This is a genomic window from Streptomyces sp. NPDC006879 (assembly GCF_042869595.1).
Taxonomy (GTDB): Bacteria; Actinomycetota; Actinomycetes; order Streptomycetales; family Streptomycetaceae; genus Streptomyces.
In genome coordinates this window covers 1-17,759 of the sequence record NZ_JBIAGC010000047.1, presented here as the reverse complement: position 1 = coordinate 17,759, position 17,759 = coordinate 1, and the positions used below count along the sequence as shown (strand labels likewise).

At 70.2% G+C, this 17,759-nt stretch carries 18 protein-coding genes and 1 pseudogene; 3 read left to right on the top strand and 16 right to left on the bottom strand.

The window, feature by feature from the left end:
* Positions 1 to 166: 166 nt before the first annotated feature.
* Positions 167 to 1,222 carry a helix-turn-helix domain-containing protein gene (locus ACFYMC_RS25360; protein WP_388529188.1) on the top strand — a complete coding sequence of 352 codons (1,056 nt, stop codon included), beginning with the start codon at positions 167 to 169 and terminating at the stop codon, positions 1,220 to 1,222.
* Positions 1,223 to 1,237: 15 nt separating this feature from the next.
* Positions 1,238 to 1,810: an HD family hydrolase gene (locus ACFYMC_RS25355; RefSeq protein ID WP_388529186.1), complete on the top strand. Its 573-nt coding sequence runs from the start codon at positions 1,238 to 1,240 to the stop codon at positions 1,808 to 1,810.
* 106 nt (positions 1,811 to 1,916) lie between these two features.
* Here the strand turns inward: ACFYMC_RS25355 and ACFYMC_RS25350 are convergent, their stop codons facing one another.
* The 5 genes and pseudogenes from ACFYMC_RS25350 to mobF all read right to left on the bottom strand — a co-directional run.
* The gene (locus ACFYMC_RS25350) at positions 1,917 to 2,729 is read right to left on the bottom strand and encodes a hypothetical protein (protein ID WP_388529184.1); all 813 of its coding nucleotides are present in this window, start codon (positions 2,727 to 2,729) and stop codon (positions 1,917 to 1,919) included.
* Positions 2,730 to 2,922: 193 nt separating this feature from the next.
* Positions 2,923 to 5,373, bottom strand: coding sequence for a hypothetical protein (locus tag ACFYMC_RS25345; protein WP_388529182.1), 2,451 nt, complete (start codon positions 5,371 to 5,373; stop codon positions 2,923 to 2,925).
* On the bottom strand, positions 5,370 to 7,205 hold the full coding sequence (locus ACFYMC_RS25340; RefSeq protein WP_388529180.1) for a hypothetical protein: 1,836 nt from the start codon (positions 7,203 to 7,205) through the stop codon (positions 5,370 to 5,372). The genes ACFYMC_RS25345 and ACFYMC_RS25340 overlap by 4 nt, the downstream gene beginning before the upstream one ends.
* A complete protein-coding gene (locus ACFYMC_RS25335) occupies positions 7,202 to 8,662 on the bottom strand; it encodes a tyrosine-type recombinase/integrase (protein WP_388529179.1) in 1,461 nt (486 codons plus the stop codon). The genes ACFYMC_RS25340 and ACFYMC_RS25335 overlap by 4 nt, the downstream gene beginning before the upstream one ends.
* Before the next feature lie 85 nt (positions 8,663 to 8,747).
* A pseudogene (mobF, locus tag ACFYMC_RS25330) lies at positions 8,748 to 9,526 on the bottom strand (MobF family relaxase); the annotation flags it as partial.
* 220 nt (positions 9,527 to 9,746) lie between these two features.
* Here mobF and ACFYMC_RS25325 point away from each other — a divergent pair.
* A complete protein-coding gene (locus tag ACFYMC_RS25325) occupies positions 9,747 to 9,947 on the top strand; it encodes a hypothetical protein (protein WP_388529177.1) in 201 nt (66 codons plus the stop codon).
* Positions 9,948 to 10,452: 505 nt separating this feature from the next.
* Here the strand turns inward: ACFYMC_RS25325 and ACFYMC_RS25320 are convergent.
* From ACFYMC_RS25320 to ACFYMC_RS25270, 11 genes are all read right to left on the bottom strand, one after another.
* The gene (locus tag ACFYMC_RS25320) at positions 10,453 to 11,388 is read right to left on the bottom strand and encodes a hypothetical protein (protein ID WP_360654930.1); all 936 of its coding nucleotides are present in this window, start codon (positions 11,386 to 11,388) and stop codon (positions 10,453 to 10,455) included.
* Between the two features lie 461 nt (positions 11,389 to 11,849).
* Entirely contained in the window at positions 11,850 to 12,053 is a 204-nt protein-coding gene (locus tag ACFYMC_RS25315) for a hypothetical protein (RefSeq protein ID WP_360654933.1), read from the bottom strand.
* 26 nt (positions 12,054 to 12,079) lie between these two features.
* Entirely contained in the window at positions 12,080 to 13,354 is a 1,275-nt protein-coding gene (locus tag ACFYMC_RS25310) for a ParB/RepB/Spo0J family partition protein (RefSeq protein ID WP_388529174.1), read from the bottom strand.
* Positions 13,351 to 14,535: a ParA family protein gene (locus ACFYMC_RS25305; protein WP_360654939.1), complete on the bottom strand. Its 1,185-nt coding sequence runs from the start codon at positions 14,533 to 14,535 to the stop codon at positions 13,351 to 13,353. Before ACFYMC_RS25305 ends, ACFYMC_RS25310 begins: the two co-directional genes overlap by 4 nt.
* Positions 14,536 to 14,844: 309 nt before the next feature.
* On the bottom strand, positions 14,845 to 15,528 hold the full coding sequence (locus tag ACFYMC_RS25300; protein WP_360654942.1) for a hypothetical protein: 684 nt from the start codon (positions 15,526 to 15,528) through the stop codon (positions 14,845 to 14,847).
* Positions 15,525 to 15,950: a hypothetical protein gene (locus ACFYMC_RS25295; RefSeq protein ID WP_388529172.1), complete on the bottom strand. Its 426-nt coding sequence runs from the start codon at positions 15,948 to 15,950 to the stop codon at positions 15,525 to 15,527. Before ACFYMC_RS25295 ends, ACFYMC_RS25300 begins: the two co-directional genes overlap by 4 nt.
* Positions 15,951 to 16,034: 84 nt before the next feature.
* Positions 16,035 to 16,463 (bottom strand): NUDIX domain-containing protein, encoded by a 429-nt coding sequence (locus tag ACFYMC_RS25290; protein ID WP_388529170.1) that lies wholly within the window; start codon positions 16,461 to 16,463, stop codon positions 16,035 to 16,037.
* A gap of 13 nt (positions 16,464 to 16,476) precedes the next feature.
* Complete coding sequence (locus tag ACFYMC_RS25285) at positions 16,477 to 16,656, bottom strand: hypothetical protein (RefSeq protein ID WP_388529169.1); 180 nt, start codon at positions 16,654 to 16,656, stop codon at positions 16,477 to 16,479.
* Positions 16,653 to 17,138, bottom strand: a complete 486-nt coding sequence (locus ACFYMC_RS25280; protein WP_388529167.1) for a hypothetical protein — start codon at positions 17,136 to 17,138, stop codon at positions 16,653 to 16,655. Before ACFYMC_RS25280 ends, ACFYMC_RS25285 begins: the two co-directional genes overlap by 4 nt.
* Positions 17,138 to 17,338, bottom strand: coding sequence for a hypothetical protein (locus tag ACFYMC_RS25275; protein WP_388529165.1), 201 nt, complete (start codon positions 17,336 to 17,338; stop codon positions 17,138 to 17,140). Before ACFYMC_RS25275 ends, ACFYMC_RS25280 begins: the two co-directional genes overlap by 1 nt.
* A 91-nt stretch (positions 17,339 to 17,429) precedes the next feature.
* Positions 17,430 to 17,750 (bottom strand): hypothetical protein, encoded by a 321-nt coding sequence (locus tag ACFYMC_RS25270; protein WP_388529221.1) that lies wholly within the window; start codon positions 17,748 to 17,750, stop codon positions 17,430 to 17,432.
* Between the last annotated feature and the right edge of the window lie 9 nt (positions 17,751 to 17,759).

Sequence of the window (17,759 nt, the reverse complement as noted above, 5' to 3'; positions counted from 1 at the left end):
TGTGGCCGCATGGGTGGTGCGGCCTCGTTCGTCGGACGTCGACCGCATCCCGACGGTAGGGGCGGGCGGGATGCGGTAGGACTGACCGTGAGTACGGGTTTCGGTGCGCAGGGCGACCGGGGAGCAGGCCGGTATGGGCAGGCCGCGACGAACATCAGCAGGCGTGGTGAGCGGGTTCGTGCTGCGCCTGGTCCGCGAGTCGATCCCGTCCACGCAGGCCGCCTTGGCGGAGGCCCTGGGCGTGGACGTGGAGACGCTGCAGGGCTGGGAGTCGGGACGGCGGCCGCTGGCGAACATGCGGGCCGGGGCGCTGCTGGAGCTACGGCGGCGGCTGCCGGCGCTCGGCGGCGACGTCGCGCTGGTGCCGTGGCTGGACGCGGCGATGGACGCGGACCGAATCATCGCGGCCGGGCTGGACGGCGAGGCCGGCGGGCCGCACCCGCTGGCCGAGTGGGTCCACACCCGCGACACCGCGCACATGCTGGCCTGGGCGCTGAACGGCACCGTCCCGCCGGCGCTCGCCGGGCGGTTACCCCGGCCCCGGCGCGGTCCGGTCGCCGTGGCGCCGCAGCTGGCGGCCGCGGACCGGGCGGTGTTCTTCGACCATCTGCGGGGCACGACCGAGGCGGCGGCCCGGCAGGGCGAGGGCGGGGTGCTGCTGCACCGCCAGGCGCTCTACCTCGCCTCGTACGACCGGGGTCCGGACGCGGCCGCGTGGACCGCGCACACCCTTCACCGGCGCCGTGATCTGCTGGCGAGGCGGGGCTGGTCGCCGCACTGGGCGGAGGCCCGCTCCACAGCTACCGCGCTCGCCCGCCTCGGGGATCCGCAGCCGCTGCTGGACTTCATCGACCGCGCCCTGGCCGACGACGACACTGCCGAGGCCGCGAACCTCAACTACTGGGCGCTCTGGCTCGGAGCGCTGCCGCTGCCGCAGCCGGACGACGCCTTCATGCGGGACCGGGACCTGACCGGCTGGGATCCGGTGACCCTGCTGCGGGGCCTTGCCCGCGGCCTGCACCTGGCGCCGGGCTACGTCGACCTGTACGCGCACTCGCTGTGGGCGCTGCTGACCGCGTTCCCGTGGCTGGCGCAGGCCGCCGGGCCGCTCACGGGCCCGCTGCGCGAGCAGGCCGGCGAACTCCTGGACGGGGTAGCGCTGTCGGCGAGATCCCGGCGCGAGCTGGCCCACGTCCATTACGTTTTCGATCACAACCGCTGACACCGGGAGGACCGCATGGCCGACGACACCACCAGGGGCACCGCGAGCTTCATCTCCGAGATGGGCGTGCTCAAGCGCGTCGCACGGACCGGCTGGTGGTTCACCGGCAATAAAGCCCCAGAGTCCGTGGCGGAGCACTCATTCCGCGTCGGAGTGATCGGCTCGGTCCTCGCCATGATGGAAGGCGTCGATCCGGCCCGGGTCGCGCTGATGTGCCTGTTCCACGACAGCCAGGAGACCCGGATCGGGGACATCCCGCACATCGGCCGGAAGTACATCAAGGCCGCCCCCAACGGCGAGGTGACCGCCGACCAGGTCGCCAACGCCCACCCCGCCGTCCGCAGCGGCGTGCAGAGCGCCGTCGACGAGTACGAGGCCGGCGAAACGCCCGAGGCGATCGTGGCCCGCGACGCCGACAAGTTGGAGTGCCTGGTGCAGGCGGTCGAGTACCGGGAGCAGGGCTACAGCCTCACTCAGAACTGGATCGACACCAGCCTCGCCTCACTCAAGACCCCGTCCGCGAAAGCCCTCGCCGACGCCGCGTTGAGCATGGACTCGCTTCAGTGGCAGAAGAACTTCCTGCCCTGACCGGCACCCTCCCGCACTGGGCAAGGTTGGACAGGGCGAACCCATTCCGGGCCCCGGGGAGTCATGACTGGTTCCCCCGGGGCCCGTGGCGTGTCCGGCGCCCGGATCAGCTCTGGGGGTCGTCCGGGTCGGTGAGCCAGGTGACGACGTCGGCGTCGGTCATCCAGACCCCCTGCGTCTCGTGCGCCTCGCCGTGCTGGACGACGTGGCCGCGGCCCCGGTGCGTGCTCGGCTTCGGGGCCGGGCCGGTGAACGGGGCGAGGCGCTGCCAGGTGGTGGCGGAGACCCGGGCCAGGACGACCGTGCCGAACAGCTCGTGCGGCGCCGCGCCGAGGACGCTGGTGGCGGGCGTGCCGTCGAGGATGACGTGGACGCGGGCCCCGCGCCCGGACCACAGCGCGGCCTCGAGGGCGGTGACGGCCGGGGACGTGTGCGGGTCGTCCTTGTCGCGGAACGTCTGCCAGTAGCGGGTGAGCTGGCGCAGCGCGCTTTGGGCGCTGTCCACCGAGACGATGAGCCGGGGCGTGGTGTCGAGCTCGGTGTCGGTGAGGTCGAGGCGGCGCTCCAGTTCCTCTCCGAGGCCGACCAGGGCGTCGTGGATGCCGGCGACGTTCCCGCGGTGGGTCACGGTCGGCAGGCCCTTCGCCCACAGGTGGGAGATCCGCTTGGGGTCGAGGACCAGGGCGTGCGCGCCCTGGTGGAGGAACTGGGCGGTCAGGGAGCGCAGCACGGTGGTGCTGCCGCCGCCGCTGGCGGTGCAGACCAGGACGTGCGGGGATTCGGCGTCCAGGTCGACGGCGATGGCCCGCCCGCTGGTGCTGATGCCGATGAGCGCGGTCCCTTCGGGCAGCGCCTCTATCTGCTCGCGCAGGTCGGGGGCGGAGAAGCTCAGCATCGTCGGGAGCGCGGTCTTCTTCATGGTGCGGTGTTCCTGTTCTGTGTGGTGCCTGGCGAACCGGGTGTTCTCCAGGGCCGGGGGATCGTGTCGGGGAAAGCGGACAGGTCCGGATCGGCGGGTGGCTGGTCGGAATTCCGACCAGCGCGGCGAGCTCGCTGTCAGTCGAGGTCGGTGGTGCCGGTGGCAGCGCGGGGCCGGTTGCGGGCCCACCTCTTCAGGTCGCCGACTCGGTAGAGGAATGCGGCCCCGCGCTTGTCGACCAAGTCGGGGAAGGCCGGGTCGTTGGCGCGGGCGAAGTGCAGCGCGGCCAGGGTGATGCCGGGCAGGTGGTGTTCGGCGGCCTCGCGGAGCCCCACCGCCTGGTCGTCGACATCGGCCGGGGTGACCATCGACGTCGCCGGGGTCGCGTCGGGCTCCAGGGCCGGGGCTGGGCTCGGCTCTGCGACGGGAGCCTCGGTATCCGGAGCCGTCCCGGGGACGGAGACGGCGGGCAGCGGGTCGGCCGGCTCCTTGTGCAGCGGCACCGGGCCCGCCTGTCCGGGCAGGCCCGCGCGCGGTACGGCGGGTGAACTTCCCGTGGTGGCCCACTCGCGGGCTTCGGCCTCGGTGAAGAACAGGATCGGGCCAGGGTGAGCCGGGGCAGGTGGACCGACGACCGGCGGGAGTTCGGGCAGCTCAGGCACATGTTGTGCAGGGGCAGAGGGCGACCGAGAGACTGAGCGCGCTTGCTGCAGACCGCGGTGGGCGCCTGGTAGAAGCAGTCGTTGAGGACGCCCGGGTGGACCGTCTTGACGAGGTGGCGGAGCATCGTGCGCAGGCGGGAGGCGCTGGCGACGACGCCGGGGAGGTCGCCCAGCTCGCGGCGGATCCGGTCGAACTCGGCGTGGACGCGCTTGGCGGCCCCGCCGGTGGCGCCGTTGCCGTCGTTCCAGTCCCGGTAGAGGTCCTCGACGTAGTCGAGTTTGGCGACTGCTTCCTCAGCGGCGACTTCGGCGGCGAACCCGGAGGCCGAGGTGCCGGCATAGCCTTCGAACATGGCGGTCTTGGCGTGGTGGTACTGCCGGGTGCCCGCCAGGATGCCGAACGGCTGGTGGGCGATGTGCCAGGCCAGCGTGCGGCGGAACTGCCGGCTGTCGAAGCTCCAGGGAGCCCCTTCCTCGTCTTCTTCGTCCGTGGCTTCCAGCTCGTCGTCGTCCTCGGTCTCACCGGGTTCTCCGGTGACGAGCTCGTTGGGGATGAATAGGCCGTCGGCCGCGCTGAACAGTTCGTTGACGTGGTCTCGGAAGTTGTTGATGCGCCCTTTGACCATGCTCGTCAGTACGTAGCCGTGTGCCTCGCCGCTCCAGTATCCGAAGAGGTGGGTGGGGTCATCACTGATCTCTCGCAGGACCTCGACGGCTCGGTGCACGATCTCCAGCACGACCCACTCGGCCTCGTCGCCGGAGAGCTTGCGCCACTTGAAGACCCGGCCCCGGAGTTTATGACGCGGGCGCCCGTGGTCGGTCGTCTCGGTGACCGCGCAGTCCCGCGACAGCTCACGCACTTCGACATCACGCATTCCAGACAAAAAGGCGATAATTACCCAGCACGCTGTCCTGAGGTGGTCGACCTCCTCCATCAGCTCGGTGGGCCCCAGCCCCGAACACCAAGGCCGCCCGGAATCGGGCCAGGTTGAGATGGGGGTGCGCAATCCTCCCCGTCCGAAGCCGAGGTCGCGGCCTGCAGCGGCGAGGCGGTCTCGCGCGTCACGGGCCGTGTCCGATCCGACGCCGGCGAGGAGGCTGATGAGGCGGACATTGGGGATCTGGACGACGCCGTCGGTGACCGCCGCTCCGGGACAGGTGTGCCGCATGTTCAAGGGAACGGCCGGGACGGGGCGCCCTGCCTTCTTCAGCTCGGCGATGAACTGGTCGATTCTCTGCGGGCCTTGGCCTCGCGGCAGCAGGGGCCGATTCTGTTCGGCTGCGTTGAGGTCGGCGAGCTCGCGCTGGGCCGCGAGGATGTCCCGGCTGGCAGTGTCGACGTAGAAAGCGGCGGCCTTCACGAGGGGACTGCTGATGTACTCGGGGATGCGAAGGGTGGCGTTCTCCTCCCTGTCCCGTTTCAGCCCGGCGATCTGAGCGGCCGGCCGGCCTGTCCACGGGTTGGTGTTCAACCGGTCCGCGCTGAGGAACGGCGAGTGCTGGAAGATGTGGTTGGTGGTGGAGACAAGGAAGGCCGCGGTCGCCGGGGAGATGCGCTTCCACCTGGTCAGGGCGGCGGTGAGGTCTTCGCGGCGGGCGTCTCGCAGCCGGGGGACCCCGAGCTCCTGCAGGGTCTTGATCACGCGGGCGGCTCGCTGCGTGGAGTGGTAGAAGCACGTGAGCTTCATGGGACGACACGTGCGACGGCCGGCCTCGGAGGCGAAGCCGCGCCGGAGTCGTGAATACCCGAGCTCTTTCAAGGTCAGGGCCGTGACCGGGTCGGTGAACTTGGAGAACACCATGCGCCGGTGGCAGTCGGTGCGGGGCAGGAACGGGTCGAAGTCCCAAATGTCCTCGCCGAAGCGGGGGCCGCGGTGCCCTGTTCCTTCGGTGATGTGTTCGGGAAGGACGTAGGCGTCGTCGGGGATGCGGGTGGAGGGCTCGTGGGCCTGGGCCGGGACGGCGGTCTGCGTGATCGTCATGTGGTCAGCTCCAGGAGGCGGGCGGGCAGGCCATGCGGGCCGTCAACGGCTTCAGCGATCGCCTGGGCGGTCCGGCGTTGCTCCGCTGTGAACTTGGGCAGGACGCCGGTCGTGGCCCGTTCCCAGGCCAGCCCGTAGCGGGCCTTCCATTCCACAGAGGACAGTTCGTCGCGCTGCCGGTCGATGAACGCGGTGAAGGACAGCAGGCCGGGAAGGTGCCGGGTGGTGTAGACGGCGTTGGGGCACTCGAGGCATCCCCAGACGGCCGTGGGGCAGCCGCTTCCCTTCTTGATCGCGGTCGGCGAGTTGAAGAAGTCCTTGCAGGAAGCGAGCCAGACGTCCTGCTCCCCCTGGAGCGCGGAGACGACTTCGGCCGGGGGCAGGTCCGCCTCGCCGTCATCGAGCCGTTCGCCGTCGGCATCGATGACCACCGGCGGCTCCATGGCGGTATCCAGTGCCTCGCGCAGTCCGTCCTCGACCGCCTGTTCGTGAAGCTCACGGTGGGCTTCGATGTCGGCGTAATGGTCGGCTGCGACGCGCTTGGAGTGCCCCTGGGCGAAGTCCTCCAGGAGACCGGCCGACTCCAGGTAGCGACGTGACTTGTAGGTCTTGCGCAGACGCCTGTAGTTCAGCGTGATCGGGCTGCCGTCCCGGTTCTTCATCTGGTCGATCCCATGACGGGCCACCCACCCGGCGGCTGTGTCGGCCAGCGACACATTGGTCCCGGGGCCGAAGGATGCGTGAACGCCGTTGTTCCCGGCGTGGGTCAGCAGCATGTCCGTGCCGGCCATGCTCCGGCCTCGTGCCGTCAGCCGCATGATCAGGCGTAGAAGGCCGCCCGAATGGTGCAGAGCTCCACCGTCGGAAACTCGCAGGGTCTTGTGGCTGAAGCCGTGCGAACGTTTCTTGACGTACGAAATGCTGACGTAGCCGCGAGCGGGGTTGACCAGGCAGTCCGCCTTCAGACGTCGCCCGCATTCAGGCTCGATGCCGGTCTGGCAGCTGAGCAGGACCAGCAAGGGAATCAAGTCGCCGTAGGTCAGGAACAGCTGAGCGTTGATCCGCTTCATCCCTCCCAGCAGGAACAGTCGTCGCCGCATCCCTGGCTGTGCGTGGTCTTCCGAGGTCAAAGGCCCGTGGTGGGCGATGTGCCAGAGTGCGTTCTCCAGTCGTCCCCAGCCCGCCACCGCCGGGTCCTCCCCCTCGGCAGCCCGCCTCTCCCCGGCCAGGATCCGGTCTCGCATGGCCCGGACGTCGGCCAGCGCAGCGGCCTCCATCGCCTCGAACACCTCGAACGGATAGGCGTCCAGCGTCGGGGTTCTGCCGGTCGCCTTCACGGTGGAGAAGCCGAGCCGGGCCTGCATCTCGATGCCGAACGTGTCGGGGGCCGCATCCCCAGCAAGCCGGAGCAGGCGCACGATGCCGGCCACCCGCTGGTAGGGAACGCGGCTCTGCTTGCCCTTGCAGTCCGCGATGAGCTTGCGCTCGAAAGCCTCAAGGAGTTCCGGTGTCACGTCGTCCAGGTCGAAGGTCTCGGTGTCTTCCTCGACGCGGGCGATGAAGCCAGCGAACTGCTCGATGTGGCGGAGGGTGTTGAGGGTCGAGTCGTAGTGGCCCTGTTTGCCCTCGCTGCCCGCGATGCTCGCCAGTGCCCGTGCCAGGTGGCGGACGAGACGCGGGCAGGCCAGATGGGACAGATCGAAGTCCCGCTCGATGCCGTCGTCGAACCGGGCGGAGAAGGCGATCGGGCCGATCTCCCTGACTGCCTTCGGCGGTGCGGGCAGCTCTTCGGGCGAGGGAAAACGGACCCTGCGGCCGCGGCGGCCACTCACGCAGCCACCTCCACCCGCTCCAGGACCGCGGTCTGGGCGTCCCACTCCGTCATCGCCGCCAGCACGACCTCCTGGGCCTCGTCCAGGACATCGAGGTAGGCGTAGACGGTGGACTCGCGGGCATGCCCGAGCAGTTGCTGGAGCTTGCGCATCGGGTTGCCGACCAGGAGCCGCTTGAGCTCCGCCCGGGTCAGGCGCCGGTCCTCCCGGCGCCCCAGAGCGCGAACCGTCTGCCGCAGCAGCAGCCCGAGCATATGGACCGCGTAGACGTGACGCAGCGTATGCGGGTGGATCTCGATGTCGATCCCGAACTTCGCGCACCGCTGGTTCGCCCGGCGGAAGGCCGACTGCCAGGTCGAGGTCTGCAGCGGCTGCCCGTCCTCACCCAGCCAGAGCCAGAGCGGAGCCCCGGGAGCCCCGCCGACGTCCACCAGGGCCAGGCGCCGCCGGTCCTCCGGAGCGATCTTCGAATACGCCCAGCCCCGGCCGGCGGCCACCGTCAGAGCGTGCCGACCGGTCCGCCTCACCAGCACCACGTCATCGGCCCCGGCATAGCCCCCGGCCGCGAGCCGGCGCGTCACCAGTTCGTCCCGCTCGATCTCGATGTAGTGGTGCAGCGATCGCAGGGTCCGCAGCGTCATGAACACCGTGCGGGCCTTGTTCCGCTTGGTCACTGCCTTGGACAAATGCACGTCCCCGGTCGCCCGGCGCCCGAGCACCAGCGGCGGGATCTCCGGCACCAGCAGCGACGACGCCTCCCCCAGCCGCATCCCGGTGTGCACCACCACGTCTGCGAACATCGCGTTGCGCTCGCCGTTGCGGCCCCGCCAGCTGCGGTCGCGCCCACCCTCCGGCAGTTCGCCGCGCAGCCCGACGTCCCGCCAGAGCAGGTAGTCCTCGAAGGACACGAACCGGGCCGGCTCATCCTCCGGGTCCTCGACGTACTCGGAGTTCACGGTCACCGTGCGAGGCCCCTCGGGCGTCATCACGGTCTTGTCGACGTACCGAAACGGCATCCGCTCCAGCAGGCCCTCGTAGGTCGACCAGGCGACCCACTTGTCCAGCGCGGCGATGCCGCGGTTCCACGTTCCCACCGACACCGAGTCCGGCCCGGACCGCAGACGGACCCGCTTGTAGGCGCGCAGGTCTTCGCCATCGCACTCCCAGATCGACTTCCCGCCGCGGGACTCCTGCAGGAAGCGGCAGAACAGCATCACGTCGCGGCTGTAGCCCTCGATGCTGTTCTTGGCGGTCACACCCCAGCTGTCCAGCTCCCGCAGGAACCGGTTCAGGTTCAGGTCGTACGTACCCTCGGCGGCCAGGATGAAGGGCTGACCCTCCACGGCCCCGGCCCGGTCCAGCACCGAGCACGAGCTCACCCTCAGCAAGGGCGGGTTCCCGGCGTGAGCACGGCTTGTTGTACGCAGCTCCACCGTCGAGTCGGCGGTTGCCAGCATGTCTCTCCATCTGGATCAGGGGATGGAACAGCTCTCGCGCCCGGATAACGAGAAGATCACTGAAACAGTCGCAAGCGGCAACATAACCGGCGATCTCCATCACCGGACGGCGGCGGGCGTCACCTCACGCGGTTCCCACGCCCACCCGAGCCGGGCGGTGACCTCTTCCATGAAATGGAGGGTGTAGAGGGTGTCGGCCGCGACGATGTTGGCGAGCATCGAGTCGGCCGACAGGTTGCCCCACGTGCCTGCTGCGTCCGGGCGCCGGGCGCGGATCGAGATGACCGCGTGGTCGTGCAGGAGCGGCCGCGTCTCGGCCGCCCGGGACTCGTAGTGCCGGAACACCGCGACGATCAGCCCGTCCCGGATCGGCTTGCGCTGCTTGCCACCGCTCTTCCACCGGATCTGTGCGACCGCGTCCTCGAGCCACGCCAGCGTCTTGTCCCGGGCGATGTCCTGGCACAGCTCCAGCACCCGGCGGGTCTCGTCGTCCCCCAGCGCCCACGCGATGTGCACGGTCGACGGGGGCCGGAACACCAGGTCCATCGCCAGCCAGGGCGTCCGTTCTTTCGCCTTCTCGGTCTCGGGCGACTGGTTGTGCTCGATCGGGCGGCCCAGCACCGTTGCCCGCCGTGCCTTCGCCGGGGTGTCGCCCGCCTCCAGGCGCTCGCGCTCGATCCGGTCGGCGCCGGGGTGCCGGCCTTCCCCGAGGAGGAGTTCGGCCTGCCGCTCGGTCACCACCTCCCCGGCAGTGAGGCCGACCGCGGGCAGGCCCCGGCCCTTCCAGACGCCGGGTGGGACACCAGCCTTGTCCTGGGCGGCGCGCAGCGGCGTACCGGCCGGGCGGTGGCCGTCGCCGACCATCACGCCGCGAAAGAGGTAGCGCCATCCGTTCCCCGGTTCGACCTTCGCTTCGCTGATCACCGGGCCAGGGAACCCCGCCCGTGACCTGCGAGGAAGGGCGATCCGGCCCCCGTCCCGCCGGGCGGGAAGCCATCACCAACTCTTTGCCCGCAGCGCCCGCCAGGCGGGACGCCCCGGCAGCCCGAGACGGTAGCCCGTGCACGTGCGCACAGTCCGCCCCATGAAAAGCAACTCGCTCCACGGAGACCTCTGCCCGCTGTGCAGCCTCCCTCTCACGCTGCGCACCACCGCCGTCGCCCGCTCGGCGAACACCGCGTACCCCAGCCGAATCGACACGGTGCCCCACTGCACCAGCTGCGCCGGCGACATGACTCGCGCACAGCAGTGGGCCGACAAGATGCGCGACCGCTACGAGAACTGACACGAACCGTGCGATTACTGCGCCGCGGCCAACGCCCCACCCACGAAGACCCGCTCCAACCCAATCGAGCCTCATCGAGCACACCCCAGCGCACGACAGCCCGAACCAACCGACACCGCTGAGCAGACGACGTCACCGACGCCCTTCCACACGAACAGCCACCCTCGCCCCCGGCCACAGGCCGGGGGCTTCGTGCTTCCTGGAGGAGTTCACCGTGCCCACGTACGAGGCCCTGCCCTGCTTCACCGCCCACCTGAACCGCCGGGCCCAGAGCGGCGCCGCCGCTTCCGCCAGTCCGTGGCGGCCTTCGTCGACGACCTGCATACCGGCCGCTTCCGCGCCGGCTCCGCGTCGAGCGCGTCCAGCGCACATCCGGCATCCACGAATCCACCTGGCCCGTGGGCTCCGGCCCGGCAGGTCGCGCACCCCGGGAGTACAGGCCCGAGAAGCGTCCCGGCGTGAAACGCAAGCTCGGGAGGCGGTGATCTCGCGCTGAACCTCCATCTCAGCTCACCAGCGATGGCTCGTCGCGAAACCTGCTCAGTCGAGGATGGCGTACGGCGGGCAGCCCGACCAGAGTGTCCGTGAAGGCGCGGCGGTGGGGCGTCAGGGGGCACCCGGGGTGCTGCGGCAGGGGGTAGTCGTCGCGCAGGACGCCCTCCGGTATCAGCCCGGTAGCGGGCTGCGGCGAGGTTTCGCCCGGGTAGGCGAGGTACGCCCAGACCCCGCTGTCCAGCGGCACCAGAGCGCCCTCGTCGCCGGGCGGGCGCCAGGGCTCGCCCGTGAGGGGGTGGCGGGGGACGAGGAGGATGTCGGGACGGGGACGAGGCTTGCGGATTCCCGGGCCGGCGAGCTCCACGGACCGGGCCCCGGGGCCGTTGGGGAGGCATCGGCCGACGGCGTGGCCGAGCAGCTCGGCGACGGGGCCGTCGGGGAGGGTCACTGGGTGGTCTTCGGTGGCCGCCACGAGGTGGGCCAGCGCGACCGCGATCGCTGCCTCCCAGCGGCGGCTCCACGACCCGTCGGGTTCGATGGGCGGGACGCGGTGCTCGGCGCGCTCCAGGTCGTCCCAGCCGGGAGGCGGACCGGCAGCGAGTCCCGAAGGGCGACGCACGACTGCGTCGGGCTCCAGCCAAACTGTCTGCCACAGCCCGCAGTCGTCCATGCGCGTCGCCACAGCCTGGCCGCACGTGTGGCACGCCAGGTTGGGGCCGGCCCGGCCGTCCACACCGCGGCAGTAGCCCTCGCATTTCTCGGGGATCAGGTTCATGGACCGGGAGTCGCCGGGGGCGATGACGATCCGGTTCCGTGCTCCGAAGGAAACGGAGTACACCGGGGCGTACACGCCCTGCCCGGCAGCCGCCTCTTCTCCGACCTCCTCCCACAACCGCCACGGGGGTCCGGTGGGCCGTGCGTCAACGGCGTACGTGGCAGGCTCCATCAGCGGCGGATGGAGTTCCTCCCACGCCCCATGGTGAGTGTGGACGGGGAGGGCGACCCGGGACATCGGCGCCGTCAGCTCCGTGCCACACCCGGCACACGCGAACACTTCCAAACAAGCTCTCCCTCACACCGGCACCCCGCCGGATTGTGCCCCGCCCCCAGCAGAGGATCCACCGAATTCTCGAACAGGTCAGTCTCCTACGACACCGGAGACCGGCCTGGACCGCCTCGTCGGCTGGGTCGAGAGAGAGGGACGCGCAAGACGCCCCGCGCGAGCTGCGCCGCGCCACACTTCGTGTTTCTGGAGCGTGGGGCTATTTATTGGGCGCGGTGAGCGATCCAGGTACGGCCAACCAGCATCCCCGTCACAGCCCCTGCGGCCAGGGCCGCGAAGACCACCAGCAGCACCATTCCCGTAGCCATGCGCTGTCTCCTCCTGGATCTGGCAGCACGTACGCTCTACAGCTCCCCCACCACGCAAGGATCCACCCAGCTCCTCCGCGGCGTACCGCTCAACGTGCCCAGCCGGTTCCCATCGGACCCTGCGGCGCCGATCTTGCAGGCGGCGGGCCGGGTGGGTTGGCTGACGCCGAAGGTTGTGGCCGAGTAGACGACGAGGCCGGACTCGCCACCGAGTCCGGCCTCGTCGATCGTGCGCCTCATGAGCACACGCTTGCCTTCGCGTCGATTCAGATGGCGCGCAGGTCGGCCGCCACCTCAGCGAGGATCGACGCAAGTTGGAGGCGCCTCTCCGGGGGAAGGCCTCGCGCAAGGTCGGCGACCAGTGCATCCTTGCTCCCGCTGCGCTCCACGTACCGATGCAAGAAGCGAGCTCGCTGGTCATCATCCAGAGCCGCGATCGACAGGTCCATGACGGCGTTGCCGTCGTGCCACGGCATCGGGGGAACCTGGCTGTTCGCCTGCTGCAGAGCAACAGGGGGCGCAGACCGAGCCATTTCTGGGGTAGCTGCCGCATCCGGAGAAGCCACTGAGGCGCCGGACGTGCTTACGGCGTAAGCACCCTGGGGGTTGCCTGCTGCTGTGCCACTGGAGGTGTCAACCTGGGTGGCGGCGCTCGTCGACGGCTCGGAGGTGCTTACGCCGTAAGCACCTCCGAGGTTCTCGACTGCTGCGCTACGGGATGCCTCGGCTTGGTGTGCGTCGCTCGTCGACTTCGGGGGAGTGCTTACGGCGTAAGCACTCTTCGGAGCCGAAGGCGCGCGGCGTTGCTTGCTGGCTGCGCGGGCGGTCATGGCGTCCTGTGCTGCCGTGTGCTGCTGCTGTTGTGGCAGCTGCCCCACCTGGCGGGCAACCTCCACGGGCAGTTCCTTGTCCTCGACGGCCCGCTGTAGCTCGGGGGTGAGCTTGAGCAGGGCGAGGCGTTGGGTGACCCACCCCGACGACTTGTGCAGTGCCTTGGCGACCTGGCGCTGGGAGCCGTACTTGGCGACAAGCTTCTCCAGCACGCGGGCCTGTGCGATCGGTTCCAGCTCCTTGTTGTGGACCGCGGCCACGAGCGCGGTCTCCAGAAGCGTGTCGGCGTCCTCGGCCAGGGCGTCGTCGAGGTGTGCGGGGATGTCGTCGAGGCCAGCCATGATCGCGGCAGCCAGACGTCGGTTCCCGTCGACAACGACGAAGTCGGCGTCGCCGATGTTCTGCTCGTGACCGGGGTGCGCGGCGAGGAAGGCATCGCGCGTGACGACGGCCACGGGCTGGATGAGCCCACGGGCGGCAAGGCTGTCTGCGAGGTCCTCGATGTCCTGGAGTTCCTCGCGGGGGTTGTACGGGTTGTGGGCGAGCTGGGTCACCATGAGACGCAGCCCCCCAGTAGGGGCGGGCGTGGCGTCGTTCCCGTTGGAATTCTCCTGTCCACTGAAGCGGGCGAAGGAAGCGGCGCGACTGCTCATGGGCTGGGCTACGGCGTTGAAGGTGGGGGAGTTCCCGAGCATGTCTGCCTTGCTCATGCGGTCTTCACCCCGCGGGCGATCTGGCGCATCTGGTGGGACTGTTCGCAGTCGGGTGCGTAGTCCAGGAGTGGTTCCTGCTTGCGGACGGCTTCGCGCTGTTCCTTGACGTCGGGAACGACGGCGAGGACTGGGGGAGTGCCGAGGGACTTCCACTTGTCGAGGGAGGAGGTCGCGATGTAGCCGCGGCGGCTGTCGAACTTGTTGACGACGAGGCCGAGCTGCTCGATCTCGATGTCGAAGTCCCGGGAGAGGGAGTCGATCTGCTGGATGAGCATGCCGTATGCCTGGGCGGAGGTGTCTTCGGCTTCGACGGGGATGACGAGGCCGGAGGAGCCGGGCTTGTCTCCGTCGCGCTGGCGGCCGTAGTTGAGGGCGGCGTCCATCGCGAGTCCGAGGCTGGGAGGCGAGTCGACGACGATGACGTCGAAGTGTTCTTCCAGTGGGGCGAGTGCCCGCTCGAGAGCTGCCTCGCGCGGTCCGCGGAAGACGGTGAGGCCTGAGTCGAGGAGGAATGCGTCGAACGCGGCGGGCAGGATCCGCAGGCGGCCGTTGAAGCGGTCACCGCTTATGGCGATGGTCAGGTCGAGCAGCGGCTGCTTGGCCTGCTCGCGGTGCAGCATGTGCGTAATGAGGCTTTCCTCACCGGCGGGGATGGCCGTGAGGCCGAGCTGGTGGGTGAGGTGCCCTTGGGGGTCGTAGTCGACGAGGAGGACCCGCAGGCCGCCGATCGCTGCGGAGGCTGTGGCGCCGGTGGCGGCAGGGTCTTCGGCGAATGCCTGGGCGAGGCCAGCGGAGATTGCGGTCTTGCCGACGCCGCCCTTCTGGTTGCAGACGATGATCCGCCGGGTGGTCTTCTGTGCTTCGGCGGGATTGTGGGCGAGCCAGAGGGTCACTGATTGGGCGAGTCCCTGGATGTAGGAGACGCCTCGCTCGCGGCAGTCGGCCTTGAAGTCCTCGTAGAGGCCCTCGGGGAGGTAGGTGCCGAACGAGTCGGCGCCGGCAGTGTTGACGGTGGGAAGCTCGTCCTGGCAGTCACGCCACGCCTGGATGCCGGTGGCGACCGCATCCTGCATATCGGTCTGGAGCTGGGCCGCGCGGACCTTGAGCGCCTGCTGGAGGTGGGCGGGCAGCTTGGTGGCGAGCTTCTCCCGCTCAGCTCCCGAATTCGGAGATGACATGGACGGCAGCATACTGCCGTGACACGCAACTTGAGAGATCTAATAGCGCGTTTTGCTAACTTTCCACGGCAGTTGCTGCTCCAGTGCTAACCCCGCAACCGCCGCGCTGGGGTGCTTACGGCGTAAGCACCCCCTCAGCACCCGCCCGACCGGCTCCAGCAAACGGTCGCAGAAGCAGGTCTCTTCGCCGTACTCAGTCAGAACGTCCTGTTCTGTCTCATCGCCCGAGCCCGAAAGCACGAAAGGGCCCGTACTCCACGCGGCATGCGCGTGGAGTACGGGCCCTTTCTCCGTTGCTCCGTGTACGGATCAAGTGGTCGTCGCCTGAGCGACAGCGCGCCTCAGGAGATCAACCACATCGCTTTCGTGCGGGTCGGTGTAGTTCCCCTGGTCACTGACGTTGAACAGTGCGGTCGCTGCGGTGACCGTGAACGCGGAGCCGGCGATGATTGCCTGGTCTTCCAACTCGGTGTTGAGGCGGTCGGCATCGCGGGAGGCGAGCCGGGTCTGGGGGTAGGGCCCGAGGCGCAGCAGGGTGTAGCTGGTGCCGTCGGATCGGCAGGCTTCAAGGTGGACGCCGTAGTGGGCGGGGGGCATGCCGAGGTCGTCGGGGAGGTGGAGGTTCGCGGCGGCGTGGGTGCGCAGGGCGTAGGCCGGCTGCCAGGCGCCGAGGATCGTGGTCGTCTCGCAGCGCAGCCAGCCGCGGTCGGTGTAGCCGAGCTGGTGGCCGTGGAGGTAGGCCGCGGCGTCCGGGGCGTCGGGGTGGACCAGGGCGACGGCGATTTCCTCGGTGCCGTGGTCGTCGCCGGGCCGGGGGTGGGCGCGCTCGATGAACGGGCCGATGCACACGGCGACGTCCTGGCCGCTGCCGGGCGTCCACGGCTCCGGAGAGCGTACGGCTGCGAGCATCGCGCGGAACTGGTCGACGAGGGCCTGGTCCTCGGGGGCGAGGGCGCCGGGAGGGTGGCCGCAGCGGCGGAAGCGTCGGATCATCGGGCCGTCTCCTGCTCGGTCAGGGCGGTGGGCGTCTTGAGGACGCGCGGCAGATGGACGTGCAGGTGCTCGATGACGACCTCGCGGCCGCGGTGGCGAAGTTCGTGGGCAAGCAGTTCGGTGAGACCAGATGCCCTGTGCCTACCGCCCCCACAACCGATCGCGATGCGGCTGGGGCCGGCGGGCAGGCCGGCGTACTCGGCGAGGTTCGCGAGGAGCTCGCGGGCGCCGGGGGTGTTCAGGACGACGTCCTGGACGCGGGGGTTGAGACCGTCCAGGTCGAGGATGTCGCGGGCGGCGGCGGGGTCGCGGAGCCGGTCGCGGACGTCCTCGATCCGGTCGGCGGCGGGCGGGATGGGGAGGCCGTCCGGGCCGGTGGGCAGGTGCAGGTAGCCGAACGAGATGAGACGGATCGGGCGCATGGTGCCTCCAGTCGCGGGTGAGAGTAGGACGACAGAGCGCCGCCCTGGCCGGGAAGGCCGGGACGGCGCTCCGGTGGTGGGTGGTCAGGAGTTGGGGGCCGTGGCCGCGCGGATGATGTCGGCGTGGTCGAACGCCAGCTCCGGCAGGTCCGTCAGCGGCCACCAGCGGGCATCGCGGGCGTCGTCCCCGGCGGTGACCGTTGTGCCGTCGGGGACGATGGCCACGTAGGCGAAGGTGACGAAGGCGCCGCGCGGGTCCCGGTCGGGCTGGTCCCATACGCCGATCTGGTGCAGGGTGCCGACCGGCAGGTCGAGGCCGGTCTCTTCGGCGAGTTCGCGGGCCGCAGCCACGAACGGCGCTTCCCCGGACTCGACATAGCCGCCGGGCAGCGCCCAGGCGCCTTTGAAGGGCGGCCAGCCCCGCTCGATCAGCAGGACGTGGCCGCTGCGGGTCAGGGCGACCACGTCGGCGGTGTACTGGACGGTCTCGGGCTCGGGCTTGGTCTCGGGCATGTTCGCCTCTCGGCTAGTGGGTGGTGTCGGTGACGACGAGGAACTGGTCGCTGGCGAGATCCATGACGACGCGGGCGTCGGTGCCCTGGGCGCGCTGGGCGGCGGCGTACTCGTCGGCGGGCCAGGAGCCGCGGGGGTGGCCGGCGGGGAACCGCTCCAGGACGGTGCGCTGGACGGGGAGCGTGGCCGTCATGGCGTGGGACCGTCCTCGAACGCCTCGATCAGGTCGAGGATGGCGTCGGGGCTGGCGGCTTCGCCGATCCACTTCCCGTCCACGGTGAACACCGGCACGGTCTCGCGGTCGGCGTCAAAGACGCATGCGTAGTTGCCCCAGCGCTCGAGGACGAAGTCGTGGAGCAAGGGAAGCGGGGCGGTGTTCAGGACCTCTACGGCGTCGACGGTGAGCCGGGCCGGGGTGCCGTCGGTGGCGGGCTGGAGAAGGGTGCCGGTGACGCGGAGGAGGTCGCCGGGCTGGATCTCGCGCAGCAGCGCGTCGGTGATGCGCGGGTCGGCGGTGGTGCAGGCGTACACGGTGTCCGGGGTGTCGGGGTCGAGCTGGTCCGCGTTGGTGGGGGAGTGGATGAGGTCGAAGACGGCGGTGCCCCAGCTGGTGCCCGGCGCCGGGATGGCGTCGACGTAGCCGTCTATGGCGAGGTGGGTCTGGGGGCCGGCCATCATCGGGCCTCCGTCCGGGCCTTGGTGGTGCGGGGGGTGCGGGGTCGGGGGGTGTACTGCGCGCGGAGCAGCAGCTCGCAGTTGCGCTGCTGCTGGCTGGTGGTGATCGGCCGGGCCTTGGGGCCGTGGCGGTGCCAGGGCGGCGAGGCCGGCGGTTCGGGGTAGGCGTGGTCGTGGTCGACGTCGCGGTGGGAGGACATACTTGGGTCTCCGTCTCGTCTTGTACGGGAGGGAAGGCCCGGGGCAGGCGCGTTGGTTTGGACGCCGAGGTGCGTCTGTCCCGGGGCAGAGCTACAGCTCGAAGGGCTGGCGGGTGAGCCAGCTGTACGGGTTCTTCCAGAGGCCGGCCTTCGCGGCGGGCCAGTCGAGCTCCCAGCCGGGCCGGTATCCGCAGGCGCCCCAGCCGTCCGGGCGCCCGTGGGGGATCTCGCGTCCGGCCGCCGCCGCGGCGCGGGCGGCGTCGTAGACCTCGTGGGCGGCCTTGATGGCGGCGGTGCCGCTGTCGGCCTGTCCGGTGAAGACGTGCTGTGACTGAGCGTCGTAGTTGTCCAGTTGAGCGTGTGGGCGGGCAGGGTAGCGCTGGCGCGAGGTGACGAGGCGGTTTCCGGTGATCTCGTAGTT